Origin of the sequence: Candidatus Binatus sp. (assembly GCF_036567905.1) — a bacterium.
In the GTDB taxonomy this organism is placed as follows: domain Bacteria; phylum Desulfobacterota; class Binatia; order Binatales; family Binataceae; genus Binatus.
On the sequence record NZ_DATCTO010000074.1, the window covers coordinates 1 to 23431 of the forward strand.

At 63.0% G+C, this 23431-nt stretch carries 26 protein-coding genes; 16 read left to right on the plus strand and 10 right to left on the minus strand.

What is annotated here, in order from left to right; translation table 11 throughout:
* Positions 1 to 120 precede the first annotated feature (120 nt).
* The 7 genes from tsaD to VIO10_RS11845 all read left to right on the plus strand — a co-directional run bounded on the left by tsaD (position 121) and on the right by VIO10_RS11845 (position 6423).
* Positions 121 to 1125: a tRNA (adenosine(37)-N6)-threonylcarbamoyltransferase complex transferase subunit TsaD gene (tsaD, locus tag VIO10_RS11815; RefSeq protein WP_331964200.1), complete on the plus strand. Its 1005-nt coding sequence runs from the start codon at positions 121 to 123 to the stop codon at positions 1123 to 1125.
* An 11-nt stretch (positions 1126 to 1136) separates the two neighbouring features.
* Complete coding sequence (gene rsmA, locus VIO10_RS11820; protein WP_331964203.1) at positions 1137 to 2084, plus strand: 16S rRNA (adenine(1518)-N(6)/adenine(1519)-N(6))-dimethyltransferase RsmA; 948 nt, start codon at positions 1137 to 1139, stop codon at positions 2082 to 2084.
* Positions 2077 to 2910 (plus strand): bifunctional DNA-formamidopyrimidine glycosylase/DNA-(apurinic or apyrimidinic site) lyase, encoded by an 834-nt coding sequence (gene mutM / locus VIO10_RS11825; RefSeq protein ID WP_331964206.1) that lies wholly within the window; start codon positions 2077 to 2079, stop codon positions 2908 to 2910. The genes rsmA and mutM overlap by 8 nt, the downstream gene beginning before the upstream one ends.
* A 71-nt stretch (positions 2911 to 2981) precedes the next feature.
* Complete coding sequence (locus VIO10_RS11830) at positions 2982 to 3809, plus strand: prepilin peptidase (RefSeq protein ID WP_331964209.1); 828 nt, start codon at positions 2982 to 2984, stop codon at positions 3807 to 3809.
* Between the two features lie 30 nt (positions 3810 to 3839).
* Positions 3840 to 4481: a dTMP kinase gene (gene tmk, locus VIO10_RS11835; protein ID WP_331964212.1), complete on the plus strand. Its 642-nt coding sequence runs from the start codon at positions 3840 to 3842 to the stop codon at positions 4479 to 4481.
* A gap of 10 nt (positions 4482 to 4491) precedes the next feature.
* Complete coding sequence (locus tag VIO10_RS11840) at positions 4492 to 5571, plus strand: hypothetical protein (protein ID WP_331964215.1); 1080 nt, start codon at positions 4492 to 4494, stop codon at positions 5569 to 5571.
* A 6-nt stretch (positions 5572 to 5577) separates the two neighbouring features.
* Positions 5578 to 6423 (plus strand): regulatory iron-sulfur-containing complex subunit RicT, encoded by an 846-nt coding sequence (locus VIO10_RS11845; RefSeq protein ID WP_331964218.1) that lies wholly within the window; start codon positions 5578 to 5580, stop codon positions 6421 to 6423.
* A gap of 82 nt (positions 6424 to 6505) precedes the next feature.
* On the opposite strand, the gene VIO10_RS11850 is transcribed toward VIO10_RS11845, so the two are convergent.
* Entirely contained in the window at positions 6506 to 7132 is a 627-nt protein-coding gene (locus VIO10_RS11850; protein ID WP_331964220.1) for a glutathione S-transferase, read from the minus strand.
* A gap of 134 nt (positions 7133 to 7266) precedes the next feature.
* Between VIO10_RS11850 and metG the strand changes: the two genes are divergently transcribed.
* On the plus strand, positions 7267 to 8820 hold the full coding sequence (gene metG, locus VIO10_RS11855) for a methionine--tRNA ligase (RefSeq protein ID WP_331964223.1): 1554 nt from the start codon (positions 7267 to 7269) through the stop codon (positions 8818 to 8820).
* Positions 8820 to 9623 (plus strand): TatD family hydrolase, encoded by an 804-nt coding sequence (locus VIO10_RS11860; RefSeq protein ID WP_331964226.1) that lies wholly within the window; start codon positions 8820 to 8822, stop codon positions 9621 to 9623. The genes metG and VIO10_RS11860 overlap by 1 nt, the downstream gene beginning before the upstream one ends.
* Here the strand turns inward: VIO10_RS11860 and VIO10_RS11865 are convergent.
* Positions 9620 to 10312: an NnrU family protein gene (locus VIO10_RS11865; RefSeq protein ID WP_331964229.1), complete on the minus strand. Its 693-nt coding sequence runs from the start codon at positions 10310 to 10312 to the stop codon at positions 9620 to 9622. The two genes, VIO10_RS11860 and VIO10_RS11865, sit on opposite strands and share 4 nt — an antisense overlap.
* Before the next feature lie 57 nt (positions 10313 to 10369).
* On the opposite strand from VIO10_RS11865, the gene VIO10_RS11870 reads away from it, so the two are divergent.
* A complete protein-coding gene (locus tag VIO10_RS11870; protein WP_331964232.1) occupies positions 10370 to 10963 on the plus strand; it encodes an RNA polymerase sigma factor in 594 nt (197 codons plus the stop codon).
* A 5-nt stretch (positions 10964 to 10968) separates the two neighbouring features.
* Entirely contained in the window at positions 10969 to 11772 is an 804-nt protein-coding gene (locus VIO10_RS11875) for a methylated-DNA--[protein]-cysteine S-methyltransferase (RefSeq protein ID WP_331964235.1), read from the plus strand.
* A 74-nt stretch (positions 11773 to 11846) separates the two neighbouring features.
* Here VIO10_RS11875 and VIO10_RS11880 read toward each other — a convergent pair whose 3' ends face one another.
* The 4 genes from VIO10_RS11880 to VIO10_RS11895 all read right to left on the minus strand — a co-directional run bounded on the left by VIO10_RS11880 (position 11847) and on the right by VIO10_RS11895 (position 15141).
* Positions 11847 to 12194 (minus strand): glycine zipper domain-containing protein, encoded by a 348-nt coding sequence (locus VIO10_RS11880; RefSeq protein WP_331964238.1) that lies wholly within the window; start codon positions 12192 to 12194, stop codon positions 11847 to 11849.
* Between the two features lie 41 nt (positions 12195 to 12235).
* Positions 12236 to 12583, minus strand: a complete 348-nt coding sequence (locus tag VIO10_RS11885) for a glycine zipper domain-containing protein (RefSeq protein ID WP_331964241.1) — start codon at positions 12581 to 12583, stop codon at positions 12236 to 12238.
* A gap of 16 nt (positions 12584 to 12599) precedes the next feature.
* Positions 12600 to 12953 carry a glycine zipper domain-containing protein gene (locus tag VIO10_RS11890; RefSeq protein WP_331964244.1) on the minus strand — a complete coding sequence of 118 codons (354 nt, stop codon included), beginning with the start codon at positions 12951 to 12953 and terminating at the stop codon, positions 12600 to 12602.
* A gap of 421 nt (positions 12954 to 13374) precedes the next feature.
* Entirely contained in the window at positions 13375 to 15141 is a 1767-nt protein-coding gene (locus VIO10_RS11895) for a gamma-glutamyltransferase family protein (RefSeq protein ID WP_331964247.1), read from the minus strand.
* 350 nt (positions 15142 to 15491) lie between these two features.
* On the opposite strand from VIO10_RS11895, the gene VIO10_RS11900 reads away from it, so the two are divergent.
* Entirely contained in the window at positions 15492 to 15698 is a 207-nt protein-coding gene (locus VIO10_RS11900; protein WP_331964249.1) for a hypothetical protein, read from the plus strand.
* A gap of 63 nt (positions 15699 to 15761) precedes the next feature.
* On the opposite strand, the gene VIO10_RS11905 is transcribed toward VIO10_RS11900, so the two are convergent.
* The gene (locus VIO10_RS11905; protein ID WP_331964251.1) at positions 15762 to 16271 is read right to left on the minus strand and encodes an NUDIX hydrolase; all 510 of its coding nucleotides are present in this window, start codon (positions 16269 to 16271) and stop codon (positions 15762 to 15764) included.
* Between the two features lie 42 nt (positions 16272 to 16313).
* On the opposite strand from VIO10_RS11905, the gene VIO10_RS11910 reads away from it, so the two are divergent.
* Positions 16314 to 17033 carry a DsbA family oxidoreductase gene (locus VIO10_RS11910; RefSeq protein WP_331964253.1) on the plus strand — a complete coding sequence of 240 codons (720 nt, stop codon included), beginning with the start codon at positions 16314 to 16316 and terminating at the stop codon, positions 17031 to 17033.
* Here VIO10_RS11910 and VIO10_RS11915 read toward each other — a convergent pair.
* Positions 17030 to 17866 carry a universal stress protein gene (locus VIO10_RS11915; RefSeq protein ID WP_331964255.1) on the minus strand — a complete coding sequence of 279 codons (837 nt, stop codon included), beginning with the start codon at positions 17864 to 17866 and terminating at the stop codon, positions 17030 to 17032. The genes VIO10_RS11910 and VIO10_RS11915 overlap by 4 nt on opposite strands.
* 104 nt (positions 17867 to 17970) lie before the next feature.
* On the opposite strand from VIO10_RS11915, the gene VIO10_RS11920 reads away from it, so the two are divergent.
* Entirely contained in the window at positions 17971 to 18264 is a 294-nt protein-coding gene (locus VIO10_RS11920; RefSeq protein WP_331964257.1) for a hypothetical protein, read from the plus strand.
* An 8-nt stretch (positions 18265 to 18272) separates the two neighbouring features.
* Positions 18273 to 18776: a Fur family transcriptional regulator gene (locus tag VIO10_RS11925; protein WP_331964260.1), complete on the plus strand. Its 504-nt coding sequence runs from the start codon at positions 18273 to 18275 to the stop codon at positions 18774 to 18776.
* A gap of 47 nt (positions 18777 to 18823) precedes the next feature.
* Here VIO10_RS11925 and VIO10_RS11930 read toward each other — a convergent pair whose 3' ends face one another.
* Together VIO10_RS11930 and sppA are read right to left on the minus strand one after the other, a co-directional pair.
* Positions 18824 to 19072: a zinc ribbon domain-containing protein gene (locus VIO10_RS11930; RefSeq protein ID WP_331964262.1), complete on the minus strand. Its 249-nt coding sequence runs from the start codon at positions 19070 to 19072 to the stop codon at positions 18824 to 18826.
* A gap of 20 nt (positions 19073 to 19092) precedes the next feature.
* A complete protein-coding gene (gene sppA / locus VIO10_RS11935) occupies positions 19093 to 20835 on the minus strand; it encodes a signal peptide peptidase SppA (RefSeq protein ID WP_331964264.1) in 1743 nt (580 codons plus the stop codon).
* Positions 20836 to 21020: 185 nt separating this feature from the next.
* Between sppA and VIO10_RS11940 the strand changes: the two genes are divergently transcribed.
* Complete coding sequence (locus VIO10_RS11940) at positions 21021 to 22238, plus strand: MFS transporter (protein WP_331964267.1); 1218 nt, start codon at positions 21021 to 21023, stop codon at positions 22236 to 22238.
* Positions 22239 to 23431: the final 1193 nt, after the last annotated feature.

The window sequence follows — 23431 nt, forward strand, 5'->3', positions numbered from 1 at the left end:
ACCCTTAGTATTAAGAAAAGATGCGGGCTTCGCCCTGTTAGAAGGGGTTGGTAAGGAAATAGTCCGCGCGTCCGTTTTATTGTGTCACCCGGTTTTTGTGTCATCCTGAGCAAACTCGCGATGCTGATACTCGGAATTGAATCTTCGTGCGACGACGCTGCCGCCGCGGTGCTCGAAACCACCGCCCCGGGCATCGCCGACATTCGCTCGAGCATGGTAGCCAACCAGGACGACATCCATCGCGCTTACGGCGGTATCGTTCCCGAACTCGCGTCGCGCAGTCACCTCGTCACGATTGCTCCCGTCATCGAGCGCGCGCTGGACGGCGCCGGATGCCGGCTCGTGGACATCGCGGGAATCGCAGTCACGCGCGGGCCGGGATTGGTCGGCTCGTTGCTGGTCGGCTTGATGTTCGCCAAGGGGCTGGCGCAGGCGAGCGGCGTGGCGATGGTCGGCGTGAATCATATCGAGGGCCATCTGCTGGCGCCGCTGCTCGAAAATCGCATCGCGATGCCGTACCTGGCGCTGGTCGTATCCGGCGGTCACACCGCGCTGTTCGCGGTCGAGGATTTCGGGCGCTACCGCCGGATCGGATGCACTCGCGACGACGCCGCCGGCGAGGCGTTCGACAAGGTCGCCAAGCTGATGGGACTGGGCTATCCGGGCGGCCGCGCGATCGACGAGATGTCGCGCCGCGGCAATCGAAAGCGCGTGCGAATCCCGCGCGCCCATGTCAGGGGCGCGCCGATGGATTTCAGTTTCAGCGGGGTGAAGACGGCGGTCGCAACTATTCTGGCCAGCGAGGATGGCCGCGCCGAGCGGCCCGAGGATCTCGCCGCGAGCTTTCAGGAAGCTGTGGTCGATATGCTGGTGAAGCCGACCATCGCCGCCGCGCGCGAACTGGGCGCCGATACCATCGCACTGACCGGCGGCGTCGCGGCAAATTCGAGATTGCGCGACAGGCTGGCCGAGGCGGCGGCGGCGGATGGCCGCCGGCTGGTCGCACCCGCGCTCGAATATTGCACCGATAATGCGGCGATGATCGCGCTCGCGGGCAGCTACCGCCTGCTCCGCGGCGAGCGCGACGCGCTCAGCATCGACGCGCAAGCCAATCTCGCGCTTTGAATCCGGAGCAGATGACGATTGCACGAAAATCGCACGCGCGCCGCAAACTTAAGCCAGCCAACAGCACCGGCGGCGGAATTGAAACGCCGTCGCGGCCCGCACCGGCGCTGGCGAGAGCCGGCGTGCGTCCGGCAAAATCGCGCGGCCAGAATTTCCTGACCAGCGGCGCCGTCGCCGGTCGAATCGTCGCCGCGGCGGAGCTGTACGAATCGGACCCGGTAGTCGAGATAGGTCCCGGCCTGGGCATCCTGACCGAGAAAATCGCGGCGCGGCCATTGCACTCGCTGACGCTGGTGGAACTCGACCCGCGCCTCGCCGTTCGGCTCCGGGAGCGCTTCGCAGACGGCGCCGGCGCGAACGTTCGCGTCATCAACGCCGACTTTCTTGCGATCGATTTCGCGGCGCTCGTCACCGATCCGCCGGTCAAGGTAATCGGCAATCTTCCGTTCAATGTCGCGGCGGCCATCCTGCGCCGGCTGAGCGACAACGCGCGCATGATTTCGAGAATGGTCCTGATGTTTCAACGCGAAGTCGCCGCGCGGATTCGCGCGACCCCCGGCGAAGCGGCGTATGGCGCGTTGAGCGTATTCAACGCGCTTTACTGGGAGATCGACCTGCATTTCAGCGTCGCCGCCGGCAGCTTCCATCCGCGCCCCAAAATCGACGCCGAAGTTCTCGCTTTCACGCCCAGGGCGGAGCAAACGTTTGCGGCCGGCAGCGAAAACGAACGCGACGTGCTCGAAACCGTGCGCGCCTCGTTCTCCGCGCCGCGCAAGACGATTCGCAATGCGCTCGGCCATGCGCTTGGAATCGACAGCACGCGGATCGCGCGTGCGCTCGAACGCGCGGCGATCGATCCGGTCACGCGCGCCGAGAAGCTCGGCGTACCCGATTTTCTGAGACTCGCGCACGCGCTGCGCGCTGAACTGGCCGGCAGGATCGGCGCCCGCGATGCCTGAACTACCGGAAGTCGAATCCTTGCGCCGGATACTCGTTCGCACCGCCGTCGGCAGAACGATCGTGAGCGTTCGAATCGGCGAGAAACGGCTGCGCCGCGGCGTCACCGTGGATTTTGCCGCGGCGATCGCCGGCCGGCGAATTGTGAAACTATCACGCCGCGCCAAATATTTGATCGTCGAACTCGACGGCGACGACGTGATGCTGGTGCACCTCGGGATGTCCGGCAGTCTGACTCATCGCCACGAGGGCTTCAGCGCCGGCGACTTCGATCCGCGCCACGACCATCTCGAATTTTCGCTCGACGACGCCTCGCGCCTGGTTTACAACGATCCGCGGCGCTTCGGCATGGTCCGTCTCGTCCGGCGCGCCGCGCTGGCTTCCACGGCGGAACTGAAGGGTCTCGGCCCCGAGCCGCTGTCGCGCGAATTCAACGCCGGCTACCTCGCCGCGAAGGCCCGCGGCCGGACGGCGGCGATCAAGAGCCTGCTAATGGATCAACGAATCGTCGCCGGTATCGGCAATATCTACGCATCCGAGATTCTATTTCGCGCCGGCGTGCGTCCCGCGCGGCGGGCCGGCCGCGTGACGCGAATCGAGATCGAAAAGATCGCGGCGGCCGTGCCGGTTATCCTGCGCGCCGCGATCGGCAGTAACGGCACCACCTTTCGCAGTTACCGCGATTCGCGCGGACAGCCCGGGCGATTCGCCGCGCGCTTGCAAGTGTACGGCCGCGAGGGAAAACCGTGCTGCACCTGCTCGACGCCGATCAAGAATGCGATCGTGGGCCAGCGCGCCAGCTTCTATTGTCCGAAATGCCAGCACTGACCTCGCGGCGACGAGCGCCTGCCGCTCACCGCTGACGCCGCGTATGTTATGGTGACGCTATGACACTCGACATGCCCACCGGAATCGGCGCCGCAATTGCGTTCATCTTCGGCGCGAGCGTCGGCAGCTTCGTCTGCATGGTTGCGTATCGGCTCCCTCGCGATCTTTCGATCGTCACCCCGCGCTCATTTTGCGAGAGTTGCGAGCGCGCGATTCCATGGTGGGCAAACATCCCGATTCTCGCCTACCTCGGACTGCGCGGGCGATGCGTGATGTGCAGCGCGCCGATCCCGTTCCGCCATTTTCTCGCCGAATTCGGACTCGCCATCAGCGCCCTCTATCTCTACCTCGCCTTCCCGATCCCCGACGCGTTCGCGCGCCTCGTACTATGCGCCGCGCTGTGGGTCGTCGCGATTGTGGACTACGACTGGCGGCTGATTCCGAACATCATTACCTGGCCCGGGACGCTGGTGGGATTCATCGCCGCGGCGCTGATGATGCCGGAGGTCGGCTGGAAGAGTTCGTTGATCGGAATCGCGCTGGGTGGCGGCGTCCTGTATGGCACCGGTTATTTCTACCGCCTGGTCCGCGGGCGCGAGGGCGTGGGCCTGGGCGACGTGTGGCTGCTGGGGATGGTCGGTGGATTTCTCGGCTGGACGGGAGTTTTGTTCACTTTGTTTTTCGGTTCGGTAATCGGCGCGATCGGCGGAATCGCATTCGCGCTCACCGGCGGCGGCGCAACTTCACCTGCTCCGCTCGGCGACCCCGTGACCGATCCGGAGGAAGCAGACGTCTCGATTCTGCGCACCGAAGTTCCGTTCGGTCCGTATCTGGCGCTGGCCGCCGGCGTCTTCGCGCTCTTTCAGCCTGAACTGACGCGCTGGTATCTTGGCGGATAAGGACGCGCAACGTTCCAATCCAGCTAACCGATGGCAGCCGGTGTATTCATCACGCTCGAAGGCGTCGAAGGAAGTGGCAAGACCACCCAGGCCGCAATCCTGGGCGACGCGTTGCGCAAAGGCGGGCGGCGCGTAACCGTCACCCATGAGCCGGGCGGCACGCGCGCCGGCGAAACGATTCGCGCGATTTTTCTCGATCCTGCCGTTTCGCTGGACGTAGCCGCGGAACTGCTGCTGGTGCTTGCCGATCGCGCGCAGCACGTCCGCGAAAAACTCCGGCCCGCGCTCGCCGCCGGCGAAATCGTGATTTCCGATCGCTATTCGGATTCGACCACCGCCTACCAGGGCCACGGCCGCGGCTTCGATCTCAAACTGCTCGGCGAGCTGAACCGGCTCGCCAGCGACAACGTGACGCCCGACCTGACTATCGTGCTGGACCTGCCGGTCGAGACCGGCCTCGAGCGCACCCGCGCGCGAGCAATGGGCACCGGCCGCGGCTCCGACCGCTTCGAGGGCGAGCGCGCCGACTTCCATCGCAGAGTGCGCGACGGTTTTCTCGCGATCGCGAAGGCCGAGCCCGCGCGGGTCGTCGTGATCGACGCCGACCGTCCGGTTGCCGCCGTCAGCGCCGGCATCCGCCACGCCGTGGACGAGCTGCTCGCCCGCCGATGACTCAATCGCCATGCCCATAACTTCGATCCGCGGGCATCGCGAAACCGCAAGCCGGCTGCTCGCCGAATTGCGCAGCCGGCCCTCGCATGCCTACCTCTTTGCGGGCCCGCGCGGCGTCGGCAAGGCGCTGGTCGCAACCAGCCTGGTCCACGCCATGATGTGCGAGCGATCGCCCGGCGAGAATTTCTGCTGCACTCCCGCGCGATGCCCCGTCCGCATTGCGCCGCAGGCCGAGCGCACGCGCGCGCGCGCCGCCGAGGCGGACACGCCGCGATGCGACTGCTGCTCCGCATGCGTGCAAATCGCAACCGGCGTGCATCCGGATTTCACCTGCGTATCGCGGCCGGTTGGCCGCACCGAAGTTCTGATCGATCAGGTCCGCGAGCTGATTGCGCGGCTTGGAATCCGGCCGTCGCGCTCATCGGTTCGCATGGCAATTATCGACGACGCCGAGAGCCTCGGTATTCCCGCGCAGAACGCGCTGCTGAAGACGCTCGAAGAGCCGCCCGGCCACGCAATCATCATCATGGTATCGGCCAGCGAGCGCGCCCTGCTCGACACCGTCCGCTCGCGCACGCGCACGGTCAGATTTCCCGCGCTCCAGGCCGCCGATCTCGAGGCTATCCTTGCCGCGCATGGCGTTGACGATAAAGCTCGCGCCAGTGGGCTTGCGTTGCTGGCTCGCGGCAGCGCTGCAAATGCGATCGCACTGGCCGACGGCGATGAACCGCCGATGAAGGAACTCCTCGACGCGCTCGGCACTGCAAAATCGATCGATTTCGCCCGTGCGCAGTCTCTCGCCCAGGAGTTCTTCGCCAACCGCGACGCCGCCGCCGGCAATTTCGAACTGCTCGCAAGACTGCTCGAAGAAATACTATGCTACAAACTGCTGAAGGCCGATTTCGTGGCGTTTGCGCCCGAGTCCAGGCCGCAATTGGCCAGCCTGGCGGATAGTCTCGGGGTCGATGCGATCGTGAAATGTATCGAGGCGGCAGTGCGCGCCAGCGAAGCGGTCGAAGCGAACGCCAATCCTCGGCTGCAGGCAGAGAATTGGTGGACTATCGCCGGCCATGCGATGCGGGGTGAGTAGAAGATAGTGGCTGACATCGATCCGTTTGAAGGCTCGCAACCGACTGCGAAAATCGTCGCCGTCAGTCTCCAGCAGGCCGGCCATCTGTATAATTTCCTGGCCGGCGACCGGACCCTGCGCCGCGGCGAACGCGTGCTGGTCGAAAGCGAGAACGGCGCCCGCCTCGGCACCGTCGAGATCGAGCCGCACGAACCCGCGCAAACGATCGATCTTTCCGCGCTGCGTCCCGTTATCCGCATTGCTTCCGAGACCGACTTCCACGCCGAGCGGGAAACCCTCTCGCGTGAGGCGCACGCGCGCCGCTTGTGCGTCGAGCGCGTCCGCGAGAGCCGCACCCAGATGAAGCTCGTCAGCGCCGACTACACCCTCGACGGGCGCAAGGTCGTCTTCTATTTCGTCGCCGAGGGCCGCATCGATTTCCGCGACCTGGTCCGCGATCTCGCCAACACGCTGCGCGTTCGCGTCGAGATGAAACAGATTGGCGCCCGCGATGAGACCAAAGTCACGGGCGGGATCGGTCCGTGCGGACGCGAGCTATGCTGCTCCAGTTGGCTGCGCGACTTCGAGGCGGTCACGGTCAAGATGGCGCGCGAGCAGGGCCTCGCGCTGAACCCCTCGCGGCTGGCCGGGATGTGCGGGCGCCTGAAATGCTGCCTGCGCTACGAATACGCCAGCTACGTCGAACTCAAGCGCGCGCTGCCCAACGTCGGCAAGCGCGTGCAATGCGTCAAGGGCGACGGCAGAGTGGTTCGCCAGAATACCCTCAAGCAGACGGTGCTGGTTCAGCGCGAGGAAGACGGCGGCGTGGTCGAAGTGACGCTTGAGGATTTGGTCGCCTCGCGCCCGCAGTAGCAAGCGTCCTTACCGCCTCACGTCCCGGCGCGGCGCATCGATCTGATTGCCGGCTATCGCATTCGTGATCGGCGGCGCGTCTTCAGTTCGCAAGGTTGTACGCGCCACCGCGTTCCAGCGCTTTCTTGTAGGCAGGCCGCTCGTGCAAGCGCCTGATCCATGCGTCGAGGTTGGGATACTGCGCGCGCTTGCCGAACGCGCCGGCCACCTCGCCTACAAAGCTCATCTGGATGTCAGCGCCGGTCAGGGTGTCTCCCACAATGAACTGCCGGCCCTTCAAGGCGCCATCGATGTAACCGAGATGATTGGCAATCTCGCTCTCGATGCGCGGCATCAGTGGCGCCGCCGCTGCACCCAGGCGCGTGACATAAAGGTTGAGCATCAGCGGCAGCATCGCCGAGCCTTCGGCATAGTGCATCCACTGCATGTACTCGTCATACGCCGGAGTCTCGGGCGCGGGCTGCAGGCGGCCTTTGCCGTGGCGGCGTATCAGGTAGTCGATTATCGCGCCTGATTCGATGATGGTCCGATTGCCATCAGTGATGACCGGCGACTTGCCCAGCGGGTGAACCTTCTTCAATTCCGGTGGCGCAAGCCGGGTTTGCGCATCGCGCTGGTAGGGCTTGATCTCATACGGCAGGCCGAGCTCTTCGAGCAGCCAGAGGATTCGTTGTGAGCGGGAATCGTTTAGGTGATGGACGACAATCATGCGGCAATTCCTCCGTGCGGACCATTATCTAACACTGTCGCAGCTTAACGCCATCCGCATCTCCTCCTGACTAAGGTGCAGGGGCTGGCCCCTGCTCGCGCGGCGCCGAGTGACCCGCTACTCTTGAACTCCTGATGGCAAACCGCATCCACATCACGACCGCGATCATCTACAGCAACGGGCCGCCCCATGTCGGCCATGCCTACGAAATGCTGGCGACCGACGCGTTCGCGCGGTTTCAGCGCCGCAAGCTCGGCCCCGCCAACGTCACTTTCCTCACCGGCACCGACGAGCACGGCGACAAAAACAAGCGCGCCGCCGACGCGATCGGACTCCATCCGAAGGCCTTCGCCGACAAAATCAGCGCGCTCTTTCGGCAAGGATGGGCCGGGCTGGACATCAGCTACGATATCTTTGTCCGCACCACCGACGCCGTGCATGAGGCGTTCGTGCAGAGGATGCTCGCGCGCACTTACCAGTCCGGTGACATCTACTTCAAGGACTACGAAGGCCTCTACTGCGTCGGATGCGAGCGCTTTTATACCGAGAAGGAACTGCTGCCCGGCAACATCTGTCCGGTGCACAATCGGCCCGCCGAGCCTATCAAGGAAGGCAACTATTTCCTGAAGCTCGAGAAATACCGCGAGGCTATCCGCCGCAACATCGAGAAAAATCCCGACTTCATCCGCCCCGAGCGCTATCGCAACGAGGCGCTGCGGATGCTCGACGAACCGCTCGAGGACCTTTGCATCTCGCGTCCCAAGGCGCGCCTCGATTGGGGCATCGCGCTGCCGTTTGACGACAAGTACGTCACCTACGTCTGGTACGACGCGCTGTGGGCCTACATGAGCGAGCTGCCCAACACGGACGACGCGTCACTGAAAGCAATCCTGCCGGTCACCGAACACTTCATCGGCAAGGACATCCTCAAGACGCACGCGGTGTACTGGCCCGCGATGCTGATGGCGGTGGGCTTGCCGACTTATCGTCATCTGAACGTCCACGGATTTATGAATTTCGGCGGCGCGCGGCTGTCGAAGAGCTCGGGCAACATCGAGGACCCCGTCGCCTATCAGCAAACTGTCGGCCCCGACGTTTTACGCTTCTTCATCTTGCGCGAATTCACCTACGGCCTCGACGGCGACTTCTCCGAGGAGCGCGTGATCGATCGCTACAACTCGGACCTGGCCAACGATCTCGGCAATCTGACCAGCCGCGTGCTCTCGATGGCGGCGCGATACTTCCAGGGCGCGATCACGGCGGCGCCCGGCGCGGGCGCAGACGCCGACCCGCTCGACGTTGCGCTCGCCGATACGTTCGCCGCGATACCGGCGCGGGTCGCGCCGCTGGTCGAGGAGCTCGCGTTCAATCGCGCTCTGGAAGCCATCTGGCACGCGCTCGATGCGGCCAACAAGTATATTGTCGCGACCTCGCCGTTCACACTCGCCAAAGATCCCGCCAAGCTGCCGCGCGTCGCGCAAATCCTGGCCAACCTGGTCGAGGGATTGCGCGTCGTCGCCGACACGCTCGAGCCGTTCATGCCGGTAGCGTCGAAAAAGATTCTCGGCCTGCTCAATGTCGATGAGAAACTCGCGCGCGCGGCGTATGGGGATGGCATCAGGCCGGGGCATCGCGTAAATCCGACGACGCCGCTGTTCCCGCGCATCGACAAGAAAGCCCGCACCTGATGATCGTCGATACGCATTGCCATCTCGCCGACGCAAAGTTCCGCGACGACGTCGAAGCCGTGATCGCGCGCGCATCCGGCACCGGCGTGGCGCAAATCATCTCGGTCGGCGCGATCGGACCGATCGACAACGATCGACTGACTGTTGCAATCGCCGAGCGTCATCAGAATGTCTTCGCCGCCGTCGGCGTGCATCCCCACGACGCCCACGATTGCACGCAAGAGCGAATCGCACAGTTGCGCGCGCTCGCCGCGTCGAAAAAAGTTGTCGCGATCGGTGAGAGCGGACTCGATTTCCATTACATGCACTCGCCGCCGCAAGCGCAGGAAGCATCGTTGCGTGCGCATCTTGCGCTCGCCGCCGAACTCGATCTGCCAATCGTGATTCATTGCCGCGACGCGGAGCGCCGGCTCGTCGAGATTGCGCGCGAGACCGGGATTCCACCGCGCGGCGGCGTGATTCATTGCTTCACCGGCGACGCCAGCGCGGCGCGCGAGTTCCTCGCGCTCGGACTGTGCATCTCATTCTCGGGCATCATCACGTTCAAAAATTCCGCGGCGGTTCGCGAGGCCGCGTCGATCGTTCCCGATGATCGGGTGATGGTGGAGACGGACGCACCTTATCTCGCGCCCGAGCCGTATCGGGGCAAGCGCAACGAGCCGGCCTATGTCACTCGCACGCTCGAAATGCTCGCGAATCTTCGATGCGCTGACGCCGCTGCGCTCGGCGCGCAGGTGATTGCGAACGCCGCGCGCCTGTTCAGGCTTCCGCCACCGGCAAACACGCCAGCGCGACCCGCCTAACCGAGCGGATGGCCGCCGAAGATCATCGGATGCAGCGCGACGATTGCAACCGTCAGCACTACGCCCACGCCAATCGCCGCCCACGGCATGTCATTGCCGGCCCATCGAACGCGCCCGCCGATTAGCGCCGCGAACGGCACGAACGAGGTCTTCGCGACGAACTGGCGATAGCGATCGCCAAGTTCGCGAATCTTGCGCCGGTCCTGATGCATCCCGCCGATGATTCCGAGCACGGGGAACAGGCCGAAGAAAATCACGTCGCCGGCCCGTCCGTTCATCAGCATGTGCGCAATTCCAAACAGGGTGAATCCAACAAAAGCCGGATGTCGCGTGATCTTCAGGAGGCCACGCGGTTCAAGCCCGGCGGCAGGCGCGCCCATTGTGCCCGGATTCGGAGTGATGAAACTCCCGACCAACAGGATCAGCGCTGTCAACATTAGCAACCACGCAAGCTCTCGAAACGGGGGCACCGCGCGCAGAGCCCAAAGCAAGGGGCCGGCGTGCTTGTTGCGCGCGAATTCGTAGATTAACGGTCCCAGCGTCGCGAATGCGATTAGTGAATAGATACCGAGATATGGCTGTTCGCCGACCGCATTTATCAACCGAGGTCGAACGGCAGACGACGATATGATCAGATGGCTGGCCAGGAACAGAACTGCCCACAACGCGATCCAGACAGTCGCATCCATAAGGACCTCCGCGCGATCGCCCAGTAGTCGAGGCTCGCGTCAAATGCAGCGCGCCGGTTGCGGAACAACAGCATCGGCACGACCCCGCTCGATTCACGAATCGGCTCGAGCGGGGTTATAGATATCGTAATGGGCCGGGCATGCGAAATAGGGATCCCGCCGCCGTTCGAAGAGGCGATGAAAAGCATGGAACGCGAGATCATGCGCTTCCTGATGCGCTCGACCGGCGACCGCGAGGATGCGATGGACCTGTTCCAGGAAACGTGGCTGCGCGCCTATCGCGCCTACCCCACGCTGCAATCGAAAGACGGACTGCGGCCGTGGATTTTTCGAATCGCATCGAACCTGTGCCGCAATCGCGCGCGGGACAGGATGCGCCGCGGGCGCGTGATCGCCAGCGAGACTGCGGACGGCGCAGCGCCGGCCGATAACGCGCCGAACCGGCTCAATGGCGGACCCGAGGACGCGCTTCATTTAAAGAGAGCCATCTCGCGGCTGCCCGGCAAGCAGGGTCAGGCATTGATGATGCGCAAGTTCGCGGGGCTCGAATATGCGGAGATCGGCACGGCGCTGAATTGCTCGGCCGAGAGCGCGCGGGCAAGCGTCTATCAGGCAGTGAAAAAACTGAAGAAACTCGGGCTAGACGAGTAATCAAGATGAAGACCAATCGCATGGCGACGCAAGCCAACGAGAGTGCGCCGATCGACGACCGGGTGCTCGACGCAATGATCCGGCGGACGCGGCCTCGCATCGAGCGCGCGATGAAGATTATCCGCCGGCCGCAGGCGCGGGTCGGCGTGATTGCGTCGCCGCTTGGGCGTCTGCTGGTTGCGGAGAGCGACCGCGGCCTGGCGGCGATTCACTTTCTCTTCATAAGCGGGGGCGAGCGGACGCTCGCGATGCTGCGCAGGAAGTTCGATCTGATCGAGAATGAGGCGAGTGCCCGCCGGATCGGCGCGGAAATCGATCGCGTGTTCGAGGGCGACTTCAATGCGACGGTGCATCCGGTGGATCTGAGCCTGGTCGAGAGCGACTTCCAGCGCCGCGCGTACGCCTCGCTTCGAGAAGTTCCGCCCGGCGCGGTGATCACTTATCACGGGCTGGCCGCGACGGTTGGACAGCCCGACAGCCAGCGCGCGATCGGCAACACGATGGCGTCGAATCCGATTCCGATCTTCGTGCCCTGTCATCGCGTGATTCGCTCCGACGGAACCATCGGCAATTACGGCGGCGGCGTGGACAACAAGATCAAGCTGCTGCGCGCGGAGGGATTCGATGTCGGGCGCGATCTGCGATTGCCGGCGCTCGCCGTGATGGGCCATCGACGCACCGGAATCTTCTGCCGACCCGACTGCTCGGCGGCGCGGCGCGCGGATCCAGCAAAGCTGCTGATCTTCGCGGACGCCAGGTGCGCGGGACACGCCGGGCTGAGAGCATGCAAGCTGTGCAAGCCTGCGTGAATCAGGCCGGATGAGAAAGAAAAAGAGCGGCACCGAATGCGGCGCCGCCCTTTTCGGCCGATCTCGCTGTCCGATTACTCGGTTTCCGATTGCGATTTGAGCTGTTGAATCTGCTGACGCTGGTTCTCGATCTCTTGCTGTTGCTGCTGCACCTGCTGCTGGGTCTGTGCGTTGGCGTTTTCCTGATTCTGCATCTGGTTGCCGACTACGTAGCCGGTCCCGCCACCCAGAACACCGCCGATCGCGGCACCCGCCAGAGGATGGCCGACGGCCATCCCGACCAGCGCACCTCCGCCCGCACCCAGCGCCGCGCCCCCGAGGGTGCCTTCTTCACGAGTCGAGAGCGGCTGCCCCGTGCATCCTGCAAGAACGAGCGTTCCCGCCAGCGCCAGACTCATGATTACTCCAATACTTTTGCGCATAATGAGAACCTCCATCTTCCAATGTTTATACGTCAGCCGAGCTATTCGGTTTCCTGCTGTGTCTTCAATTGCTGAATCTGTTGACGCTGCTGTTCCAATTCCTGTTGCTGCTGCTGGACCTGTGTCTGGGTCTGCTGGTTGGCGGTCTCCTGATTCTGCATCGCGTTGCCGATCGCAAAGCCGCCTACCCCTCCCGCCGCGGCGCCGATAGCAGCGCCTGCCAGCGGCGCGCCGACCGCGGCCCCAATAATCGCGCCGGTGGCGGCGCCGATACCCGCGCCGCCCAGGGTGCCTTCCTCACGCGTGGAAAGCGGCGTCCCGGAGCATCCGGCGACAAGGGAAAGCGCGGCAACGGCGAATGTACCTGTCGCAATTGCATGTTTGCGCATATCCCTTCTCCGCCTGCTATTCGGTTTCGCTCTGGCTCTTCAATTGCTGAATCTGCTGTTGCTGATTTTCGATCTGCTTTTGCTGCGATTGAATCTGCGTCTGAGTTTGAGCGTTGGTGGTTTCCTGATTCTGCATCTCGTTGCCGACCACGTATCCGCCAAGCGCGCCGATACCGCCGCCGATCGCGGCCCCTGCCAGCGGCGCCCCGACCGCGGCGCCAATGATCGCGCCGGTTGCGGCTCCGACTCCGGTGCCGATGAACGTGCCCTTCTCACGTGTCGAGAGTGGCTGTCCCGAGCATCCCATGACCGCCACAATCGCGATCGCCACGAGCAGACCTTTAATTAACGACGCCACATTTGTCCGCACGAGCTTCCTCCTTTCATGGGGAGCAGTTTTCATGCCTGCCAACGGCTGCAACAGTTCCCAGCCAACCGCAGGGGTGTTTGTCTATCCACCGCTAGTTTTCTACCTTCTGCGTGGACGATCAACCATTTCGGACATGGAGCGTAGCAGGAATTCCTACAAATGTCCGAAATTGTCGCGCGTCATAAACGAATATTCATCTTCTCCAGTTGCCGCAAGGGTTATCGCATCACGGCAAAAATCCGGGTCGGCCCGCCGGACTATTCGCTTCGGCTGCGAGGCCCGCTCGCGCGATGCCGAGCGCGACGTGCAGCACTAAGGAATCAGATCCGGGGTCCCTCGACTTCGCTCGGGATGACACAAGGAACGATCGACCTCACGGACTGCACCCTCTCCTTACCCGGGTGCAGGGGCTAGCCCCTGCCTACCAGCCGATCACTTGCGCGGGCATTACGGGCGCGGCCTGACCGCGCGGATCGGCACCGCCCGAGAGCACGCCGGATTTCGTGTCGATCTGCACCGCGAGCACGTGACCCTCGGACCACGGCGGCCGGACTTCGATCTGATGGCCGCGCGCGGCGAGCGCGTCGCGCACGCTCGCGGGGATTCGATCCTCGATGCGCAAGACTCCGGGGCGATTGTCGTGGGGAGAGAACGTCGAGCGGAAATGCAGCGTCGAAAACTTGGGCGCCTCGATGGCGGCCTGCAAGTCCATTCCGAAATCAACCACGTTGAGAAAAAATTGCAGCATCCATTGATCCTGCTGATCGCCGCCTTCCGTGCCGAACGCCAGGTACGGCTCGCCCTTCACCATCGCGAGCGACGGCGACAGCGTGGTGCGGGGGCGCTTGCCGGGTTCGAGCGCGTTGGGATGGCGCTCGTCGAGATAAAAAGTCTGCATCCGCGTTCCCAGCGGAAAGCCAAGCGCGTCGATCACCGGCGAGCTGGGAATCCATCCGCCGCTGGCGGTGACGGCGATCATGTTGCCGTCGCGGTCGGCAGCCGCGACGTGAATCGTGCCCGCGCCCCATGGGCGCGCGCCGGCGGCGGGAGCGCCCCGCAACGCACGCATCGCAATCGGATCGCCCGGCCGCTGATCCATCGAGGCGCGCCCGGAATCGATAAGCTCGCGACGAATCGCCGCGTAACGATCGCTCAACAATCCGGCGATGGGAACGTCGATGAATTCAGGGTCTCCGTAGTAAGCCTCGCGATCGGCAAACGAGAGCTTGGCGGCCTCGATGACAGTGTGGATATAGCCGGCGGAGTTGTGGCCCATCGCGGCCAGGTCGAAGCCTTCGAGCAACTTGAGCTGCTGAAGGAAGACAGGACCCTGCGACCATGGCCCGCACTTGAAGACCGTGGCGCCGCGATAGTCCGCGCTCACGGGCGATTCGATTCGAGTGGTGAAGCGCTCGAGGTCGGAGGCGGCGAGCAAGCCGCCGTTGGCGTCGGACCAGGCGACGATTTCGCGCGCAATGTCGCCCCGATAGAAGCGCTCGCGCGCGGCGTCGAGGCCGGCTTGGCGCCCACGATTCCTTGCGGCTGACTCGGCATCGAGCACACGCTTGAAAAAGTTGGCAAGCGCCGGATTCTTGAGCACGCTTCCGGGCTGCGGGACTTTGCCATCGGGCAGATAAACGCGCGCTGAAGACGGCCATTTGGCAAGGAACCGCCGGGCATTGCTCCGGATCGACGCGCCCGCCCCAGCGACCGCATCGTCAGGGCCGCCAGCCTCGCCAGACAGTCCCACGTGCATCGGGAAACCGTCGCCCGCAAGTTCCAGCGCCGGCTCAAGAACGTCGGCCAGAGATTTGGTCCCGAAATCTCTTAGCGCAGTCACCAACGCGTCGAAGGCTGCGGGGACACCGGCGGCAAGCAGCCCGGTCCCAGGGATCAGTTCGAGACCCAGCGAACGGTAATGGGCAATTGTCGCGCGCTCTGGCGCCATCATATTGCCGTTGATTGCGACCACGCGGCGGGCAGATGCCGAATAAATCAGCATTGGCGCCTCACCGCCGATCGTATGCATGTGCGGGTTGACGACGCCCTCGACGAATGTTGCAGCGACGGCAGCGTCGGTGGCATTTCCGCCACGAGCGAAAATTCGCGCACCGGCAGAGGTGGAAAGATAGTGCTCCGTCGCAAGTATCGCGCGCCGGCCCATTACGAGCGGATACATTGTAGGCATCTGATTAGTGCTTTCCTGAGCTGGGTTTCGTCATCGGATCGATCCGGAGCGCGGTTTTCCGAGGTTTGTCTTCCCGGTGCTTATCTGAACATCAAATCCCGAACTTAGCAAAAAGATGCCTGTAATCGGTCAGTGCAGTACCGCGAATCGGAAACGCAGACCAGGGCGTCAATGCTCAAATCTCGTCGAGAAAACATGAAAACCGTTGATTTACGCGGTTTTCCACAGCTCTGGATAAATGAAACGCGGACCCCTGCCAGACGTATAAATATTAGGCCCAAAGATTGCTAGTATTAGAGTCAGGATGAGGGTGTCGGTCGATGGCCAGGAGGAAGTGGAGGGGTAGAAATATGATGAGCAGCATAAACACAGCGAAATTGGTCGGAAGGCATTGCAAGCTGCAGAAACCCGTGCGCGACCACGATGGGCGCAGTCGATTCAGCGAACAACCACGCATCCTGCGTGAGGTAAATAATCTGGACCGGCGCATGTATCTGGTGCAATTCGACGACGGCGCCACCACGTTCCTCTTTCCGGACGAAGTAGTAATCCAGTAGCAGGTCTGCGGCGCACAACGCCGTTCACCGTTCACACGCAATGGATGCGCCGGTTAGCGAGTCTTAGCCGCGGCGCTCCAGGTCGAGAAAGTCGCGGGCGCGATAAAGCGCGACGATTGTCTTCGCATCGACGATGTCGCCGCGACGAATCATCGCAAACGTCTCCTGGAAGGGCACGCGGCTGACGGCGATCACCTCGTCGTGATCGAGCGTGCCCGCTCCCGCTGACAACTCGCGCGCCAGGTAGAGCTCGATTCGCTCGTCGCAGAAACTTGGAATCGTGATAATCGACCCAAGATGGTCCCATCGCGCGGCCGCGACGCTGGCCTCTTCGCCGAGTTCGCGCCGCGCGCATCCGAGCGCGTCCTCGCCGGCGTTGCGGCATCCCGCGGGAACCTCCCACATCCAGCCGCCGATCGCGTGCCGATACTGACGCAGCATCGCAACATTCAGGTCGGGATCAGAATCGAGTGCGACGATCGCGCTGGCGCCGGGATGGCGAATGACGGCGAGATCGACCTGCACGCCTCCGGGCAGCGTCGCGTTCTCGACGCCGAAGTCAACGACACCCAATTTGAGAACTGGCCGGCGATTTGAAGACATTGTGCATCAAGAATGTGCGCGCGGCCTGAGCCGCGCAAGCGCCGCGCGGGATGCCCGAGCCAATTGCAGGCGATGCTTGAACGGGAGATTATCGGAGTCAGCGCGAACGGATGGCGTCGCGAAAATATGAGCCGGATTCGGATTCCAATCTACTTCGATTACGCCTCGACGCTTTGCTACATCGCGTGGCGAATCGTCGCCGAGCTCGAGGACGAACTCGGCTTCGAGGCGCTGTGGAAGGCCGTGCCGATCGCGACGCGCGATTTTCGCTTCAAGCCCGGCCGCGTGCTGGGCGAGCGCGAGCGGCAAAAGGTACTGCTGGTCGCGGCGGAGACGGGCATTTGCGTTGCGCCGCCGCCGAGCTGGATCGATTCGATGCCCGCGCTGCAAGGATCGGAAATCGCGCGTGACGCGGGCGTTTTCCCGGCGTATCACGAAGCGGTCTTTCGCGCGGCATTCGAGCAAGGCACCGATATCGCGGATCACGGAGTGCTCGACGCGATTGCACAGCGCGCCGGCATCGATCGATCGAAGTTTCGCGCAGCGCTCGACAGCGGAGCGATGTCCGCGCGGCTGGCCGAGCACAAGCGCGAGGCCGACGAGTTTTCCGCGCTCGGTTTCCCGACGTTTATCCTGGGCGAGTTCCCGATGATTGGGATACAGCCGATCGAATCGATGCGCCTGTTGCTCGGCCGCTTCATCCGTCAGCGCGCCGAGGAACCGCAAGCCTAGCGCGCCAGGAACACCGGGCAGGGCGAGTTGCGCAGCACGAACTCAGTGGTCGAGCCGAGCACCATCTCGATAATCCTGCTGTGCCCGTAGGCGCCGATGAAGAGCAGGTCGGCATCGTGCTCTTTGAGGAACTTCACAATTTCCTCGTTGGCGTGACCCTGCAGCAGCTTGAACTCGGCCTTGGGCGTGTAGTTCTCGAAGTAGGTGCGCGCTTCGGCCAGAGTCCGCTCGCCCAGCTTGGGATCGCGCGCGCAGGTAATGACGGTTATCGGAACGCCGAGGCCGTTGGCGATTTCCGCCGCCGAGCGCATCGCGCGCGATGCGCGTTCGCTGCCGTCGTACGCCAGCACGGGGCGTTTGACCTCGCGAAATCGCCTCGGCGAGATGAACAGCTGGCGTGGAGATTTGCGCGCAACGCTTTCCGCCGTCGAACCCAAAAGCCCGGTCGAGAACTTTTCGTTGACGCCGCGATGGCCGATCATCACGAGATCGGCGCTGCGCGCCCGCTCGCAAATCTGGTTGGCTACGATTCCCATGTCGATCACGGTCTCGACCGCAATATTCTCGCGGCGTGCCGCAGCGGCAAATTCGTCGAGCGCGCCGCGGCCCCGGGCGGTCAGCACCTCGCGCATCTTGGACGAGAAGTCCAAATATGGTTCCAGCCCAAGCGAACCTGATATATCATGGAAAAAGGAGCCCTCGATCGATACGATATCGACGACATGCAATCCGATCAGCGACGCATTGAAGATTCGGGCAAAATAGAAGGCATACGCCTGTGCGTTGTGGGAGTGCTCGGAGGTGTCGATACCGACGAGGATCTTTTTGATCAAGTGCGTGACCTCCGCGTCAATTACCGCGATAACATGCCGCGCGGTGCTGCCTCAAGAGGGGGCGCGGCCGCAGCCACAATCGATTGCGCAAGCAGGCGGGTGAAATGAGCGAACTTAGCGAGGCGCGGATGATGAGAATCGTGGACGAGCTCGCCGAGGCTGCCGAGCGCGTCGGGCTCGAGGTCCGTCGTGAAAAGATCATGCGCGAAATTGGCTACCGCACGCGCGGCGGCGCCTGCCGGTTGCGCGACAAGAACCTCCTCATTATCGATCGCGATCAGCCTGCCGCCGAGCAGCTCGAAGTGATTGCCGAGGCGCTGCGCTTGCGCGATCTCGAATCCTTATACCTGTCGCCCGCGGCACGGCGCGTCGTTCACCTCGGAGACGCCCCAGCCTGAGCGCTGCGATGCCGCGCCCCGGCGAAACCGCGTCGGCTGGTCACACCGTAATCGATCGCAAACCTGCGATCAGCGCGGAAGAGCGGATGCATGTCTTCCACGTCCGGCTCAAGGAGCGGGGGCTCAAGTCCACCGGTCAGCGCGACGACATCGCGCGCGTATTCTTCGAGCTCGGACATCATATCAGCGCCGAAGAACTGCATGCGAAGGTCAAGCAGATCAACCCGCACGTCGGCTATGCGACGATTTACCGGACGCTGCGCCTGCTCAAGGAATGCGCGCTGTTGTACGAGCGCCATTTTGACGAGGGCCAGGCGCGTTACGAAGCCGTCGGCGAGCGCCATCACGACCATTTCATCTGCGAGCGATGCGGCCGAATCATCGAGTTTGAGAACGCCGCGATCGAGCGCATGCAAAACATCGTCGCCCGCGATCTCGGCGTGACGCTGACCCGGCACAAGATGGAACTGTACGGAATTTGCTCCGACTGCCACGCCCAGCAGGGCATGTAGCCGCGATTTTCGAGCAATGTGCCGGTCGCGCCGCGCCCGAGCTGCGCTCATCTCCGAGAAGAGCGGCCGCCGGAAGGCCGGCGCCGGGCAGGCCGCAGGTCCGCCGCCGCCCTGGGAACCGCCTCAGGACCGGCGCGATGGCGATACTTCATGTCGTTGCCGCAGTGCGAACAGTTGACGTCGTCATACCTGACGACGCGTCCGCAATACGGGCACTTGTAACGGCGCCTTCCCACCCAGTAGAAAAACGCCGCTGTCAACGCCACCATCAGCAGGCCGATGATTGTTTGCCGCACGAGACCTTCTCCCAATGCGATCAGAGCATCGGCGCCACCGGACAATACGCAGCGCTGAACATCGCGTGACCGCTGAGCGCCAAGCGAATCAGCTCGATGACCGGCTCGGCGATTCGCGCAGCCGGGCGCTGCGCGATCGACGCGACCATCCTGCCGCTGGTGAGCGATTGCAGCAGTCCCGGCTGCTCGGGCAGCTCGATGATTCCGACCGGCTGATCGGGAGCGAGGCGCGCCAATCCTTTCGCGGCCGCCATCGCGTCATCGAGTCCGCCAAGCGAATCGACCAGCTTCATCTTGAGCGCCTGCTCTCCTGTCCAGACCCGTCCCTGCGCGACCGCATCGGCCTGCTCCACCGTGATATGGCGGCCGGCCGCGACCAGTTTCAGGAAGTACTGGTAGTCGCGCATAATCTCATCCTGGAATTGTTTGGATTGCGCGGGCGTGAAGTCGGCCCACATGTCGAACATTCCGACGTTTGCTCCGCGGCTCACCGCGTCGGTGTTCGCATAAATTTTTTGCACGGCGGGCGAGACGTTAAACTTGCCGCCGAGCACGCCAATCGAGCCGGTGATCGTGCCGGGTTCGGCGACAATCTTCGCCGCGGGAATCGATATCAAGTATCCGCCCGAAGCGGCGTATCCCGACATGCTGACGACCACGGGCTTTTTTTTCGCCGTGAGCTCGACCTCGCGGGCGATGAGTTCCGACGCGAGCATCGAGCCTCCGGGTGAATCGACCCGCAAAATAACGGCGCGAACGTCGTCATCCTCACGCGCGGACTTGAACGCTTTGGCCATGTCGTCGGCAGTCATCGCTTCGGTGCCGGGACTTGAAAATGGATTGAAGCCTTCGCCGCCGCGCTGGATCTCTCCCTCACCGTAAATCACCGCGATTTGATCTCCGCCGCCAAAGTTGGAGAACAGGCTCGCACGCGCGTAATTGGCGTAGTCAACCAGCTTGTGAAGCGAGCCGCCATGGTGCTTCGCGCGATCGCTGAATTCGTCCTCGTACTCGAGTCGATCCACCAGGCGCGCCTTCAGGCCCGCGTCCGCATTCAACGGCGCTTGATCGATCAAGGTCTTGACCGCGTCGGGACTGAGCTTACGCTCGGCGCCGATCGCCGCGACGATTTGATCGAACAGGCTCCCGGCCAGCCCTTCGTCCTCTTCCTTTTGCGCCGCCGTGAAGTCCTTGTTGGTGAACATGTTGGCCGCGCTCTTGTACTGCCCCGCCGAGGCAAAGTTCGGCGCGATCCCCAGCCAGTCGAGCGTGCCGCGCATGAACAGCTCGCGCAGCTGCACTCCCATCAGGTTGAGGTCTCCCCGCGGCATCAGCGAGACTTCATCGGCAGCGCCCGCAACGAGGTAGGGCAGATTGCCCAGGCCCGATTCGCCGGCGGTCTCGATGTACGCGGTCGTCCATTTGCCGTGGCTCTTGAACGACTTGATCAGTCCGACAATCTCCTGCGCCTGCGCCAGCTCCATCTCGGGGTTGATAACCTTGATTTCCAGGCCGACGATCTTCGGATCCTTCGCCGCCTGATCGATCGCATTGCGCAGAACGTTGAGCGACGTCTGACTTTTGCTCAACAGGCCGAGCAGGCCGCTGCCGCCGCGCTCGACAACCGGTCCGTTGAGCTCGACCGCCAGAACCGAGTTGGGCTGCACCCGATGCGAGATGTAATCCGAGATGGCGACGATCGCGAACAGCACCGCGAGTGTGACCACCGTTCGAACAATCCATCGAAAAAACCTTCTGAACATTCGCTCCTCCGAACTGCGAAAGCGCGCCGCTGCGCCTTGGCGGAGTCAAAATGACGCGCCGCCGGGCGCGTTCCCTTGACAGTCGCAACCGGCAAGGATAGCCAACCATACCCGATTCCATGGAGCCAGTCGCCGATATAGAGCCGCCCCAGGCCGGAGTCCCGGGCAATCCGCGCGAACTGCCGATGAACCAGCGCGCGGCCGGCGCGATTCATCTGAGGATCGTCGCGCTCGCCTTCGCCGCCTGGATTTTCGACTTTTACGATTTGATTCTCTACTCGTTCCTGCTGGTTCCGGTTGCGCGCGAACTCCATCTGACGCCGGAGCAGTCGTCGATTGCGCTGGGTACGTCGCTGCTGATGACGGCGCTCGGCGGCGTCATTTTCGGCTTCCTCGGCGATCGCTTCGGACGGAAGCCAACGATCGCAGCCACGGTCGCGATCTACGGCGTCGGCACCGCGCTGTGCGGACTGAGCCAGACTCTGCCCCAACTGATCGTGTTTCGATCGATAACCGGGCTCGGGATGGGCGGCGGATGGGCCCCCGGACAAAGTCTGGTTGCCGAAAGCGTGCCGGCCGAGCGGCGCGCCCGATACGCAGCATACGTGCAGACGGGCGCGCCGCTCGGGGTTTTGTTGGCGGCGGCGGCGGGCGGTTATCTCGCACCCGCGATCGGATGGCGTCTGACGTTCATGGTTTCCGCCATCCCGGCCGTATTTGTCGTCGCCGCGGTGCTGAAGTGGATGCCGGAGAGCGACGTCTGGCAGCGCACGCGCATCAAGCTGAACCGCGGCGTCGATTTGCGCGCGATTCTCCTGCACAAGCGCATCTTCGTGCTGCTGTTCGTAGTCGTCCTGCTTAACTCCGAGGCGTATTGGTTCACGTACACGTGGATGCCGGGATACCTGGAACTCAAGCGCGGGCTCACCGCCGCGGGAGCAGGCCGCATGATGATGAAAATGCAGGTCGGCGGCGTGCTCGGCTACCTGACGTTTGGCCGCGTCGCGGACCGATTCGGCCGCCGACCCGCGTTTTGCGCCTACGGGATGCTGATGGCGGCCGGCACGATCCCGCCGACGATACTATGGAGTTCAGCGCGGGCGGTGCCCGGACTCATCTCGGCGGCGATGCTCACGGCGGGATTCGGCACCGGTATCTGGGCCGGAGTCGCGCCGATGATCGCCGAGCTGTTGCCGACGCGGATTCGCAATACGTCTCTGGGACTGCTGCTCAACGTCACGCGCGGATTTCAGTTCTTCACGCCGATCCTGATTGCGGCGCTCGGCGCGCGGTTTGGTTTCGGCGCGACGCTTTCGCTCGGCGCAGTCTTCTCGACGACGGGCGCTTTGATGGTCTGGATACTGCCCGAGACGCGCGGCCGCTCGATCACCGCGCTGGATTGATCCGAGAATACACATGGAATGAAAATCCTTGTGTCGAGTGTTCGATTCACTCCCTGCCCACCAAGAAACCCGCGACTTTACGAGAGATAACAGAACGGCATCGGGCGGGGTCGGCCAACGTTTGGGCCGAATGAGATCAAATGAGATCAAGGGGCCTCGTGCCGGTCTCGATCCAAGGTGTACGCCTCATTTCGCTGTTTTTTCCGGGCGCTACTGAAGCTTGACATGAAACTTGACAGGGAGAGCATTGGCAAGTAGATTTACTAGCGAACCGTCGACGGCGGTCGAACTTATGGTCGACGGAGTTGTTATCGGGCTGACCACCTGATGGCGAACGGGCTGCAGTTGGTTGAAGAATTGATCGTCTCCAAAAACAGACGATCCCCGCCAAAGCTGTCCCGCCAGGCTAAATCGACATGAGCAGAGTATCCGAGGCATTGAGCCTCGGATACTTCTGAATCTCAAGGAGGTTGCTATGACGGGACGAGAACTCGAAACTATTACGCCGCTACTCCTCGCGGAAGTAGACCGCGCTGGGAAGAACCGAGGGCTCTTCGGCGCGGAGATCGGAATATTGCTTCGCCGCGCGGTGGCGAATTTTCGGCCGCAAGATTTCGGTGCCGCTTCGGTCCGGGACTTCATCGAAAAATGTGTGCCCCAATTGAAAATCATCGGCCGCACGGGATCCGACATCGTATACGGGCTGAGAGACTGGCCCGAACTCCCGGCTCCGCGAACAACATCCGAAGAAACGGCCGACGACCAGTTCTGGCGAATTTGGGTAAGTCCAGCAAGCCAGTACTCAATGGCAATCAGTAGAGATGGAACTCGCGTTCGACCCGTCTCGAGGGGTAAGGCAGACGCGGATGAGATCGAGCTCTTGCCAGCAAGCACCGAGATCCATCGCTCGATAGCTCGATTGTTTCTCAAGGAACGCGCGGATGCACTAGGTGATCTCGCGTCGACTCTGGAGAAAATGCTGGATCAAGCACCCAACTTGTGGTGGAACGATTGGGCGAGGACCATCCGAGACGCGTCAAGAGATCGGAGCCGGTGGCCTGCACCCCGAAAACTCAGCCGAAATGAGGTAGAGTCCGTCGCCTGAAAAGGAGACGGACAATGAAAGGGAGTCGCTTCAGCGAGGAGCAGATCATCGGGGTGCTGCGCGAACACGAGGCCGGGGCAAAGACCGA

Bases quoted from the DNA above. Each gene is read 5' to 3' on its own strand.
- VIO10_RS11850 (WP_331964220.1), bottom strand. From the start codon at position 7,132: ATGATTGTCGTCCATCACCTAAACGATTCCCGCTCACAACGAATCCTC.
- metG (WP_331964223.1), top strand. From the start codon at position 7,267: ATGGCAAACCGCATCCACATCACGACCGCGATCATCTACAGCAACGGG.
- VIO10_RS11895 (WP_331964247.1), bottom strand. From the start codon at position 15,141: ATGCCTACAATGTATCCGCTCGTAATGGGCCGGCGCGCGATACTTGCG.
- tmk (WP_331964212.1), top strand. From the start codon at position 3,840: ATGGCAGCCGGTGTATTCATCACGCTCGAAGGCGTCGAAGGAAGTGGC.
- VIO10_RS11900 (WP_331964249.1), top strand. From the start codon at position 15,492: ATGATGAGCAGCATAAACACAGCGAAATTGGTCGGAAGGCATTGCAAG.
- sppA (WP_331964264.1), bottom strand. From the start codon at position 20,835: ATGTTCAGAAGGTTTTTTCGATGGATTGTTCGAACGGTGGTCACACTC.
- VIO10_RS11880 (WP_331964238.1), bottom strand. From the start codon at position 12,194: ATGCGCAAAAGTATTGGAGTAATCATGAGTCTGGCGCTGGCGGGAACG.
- VIO10_RS11885 (WP_331964241.1), bottom strand. From the start codon at position 12,583: ATGCGCAAACATGCAATTGCGACAGGTACATTCGCCGTTGCCGCGCTT.
- mutM (WP_331964206.1), top strand. From the start codon at position 2,077: ATGCCTGAACTACCGGAAGTCGAATCCTTGCGCCGGATACTCGTTCGC.
- VIO10_RS11920 (WP_331964257.1), top strand. From the start codon at position 17,971: ATGAGCGAACTTAGCGAGGCGCGGATGATGAGAATCGTGGACGAGCTC.
- VIO10_RS11840 (WP_331964215.1), top strand. From the start codon at position 4,492: ATGCCCATAACTTCGATCCGCGGGCATCGCGAAACCGCAAGCCGGCTG.
- VIO10_RS11860 (WP_331964226.1), top strand. From the start codon at position 8,820: ATGATCGTCGATACGCATTGCCATCTCGCCGACGCAAAGTTCCGCGAC.
- tsaD (WP_331964200.1), top strand. From the start codon at position 121: ATGCTGATACTCGGAATTGAATCTTCGTGCGACGACGCTGCCGCCGCG.
- VIO10_RS11910 (WP_331964253.1), top strand. From the start codon at position 16,314: ATGTGCGCGCGGCCTGAGCCGCGCAAGCGCCGCGCGGGATGCCCGAGC.
- VIO10_RS11940 (WP_331964267.1), top strand. From the start codon at position 21,021: ATGAACCAGCGCGCGGCCGGCGCGATTCATCTGAGGATCGTCGCGCTC.
- VIO10_RS11830 (WP_331964209.1), top strand. From the start codon at position 2,982: ATGCCCACCGGAATCGGCGCCGCAATTGCGTTCATCTTCGGCGCGAGC.
- rsmA (WP_331964203.1), top strand. From the start codon at position 1,137: ATGACGATTGCACGAAAATCGCACGCGCGCCGCAAACTTAAGCCAGCC.
- VIO10_RS11865 (WP_331964229.1), bottom strand. From the start codon at position 10,312: ATGGATGCGACTGTCTGGATCGCGTTGTGGGCAGTTCTGTTCCTGGCC.
- VIO10_RS11925 (WP_331964260.1), top strand. From the start codon at position 18,273: ATGCCGCGCCCCGGCGAAACCGCGTCGGCTGGTCACACCGTAATCGAT.
- VIO10_RS11875 (WP_331964235.1), top strand. From the start codon at position 10,969: ATGAAGACCAATCGCATGGCGACGCAAGCCAACGAGAGTGCGCCGATC.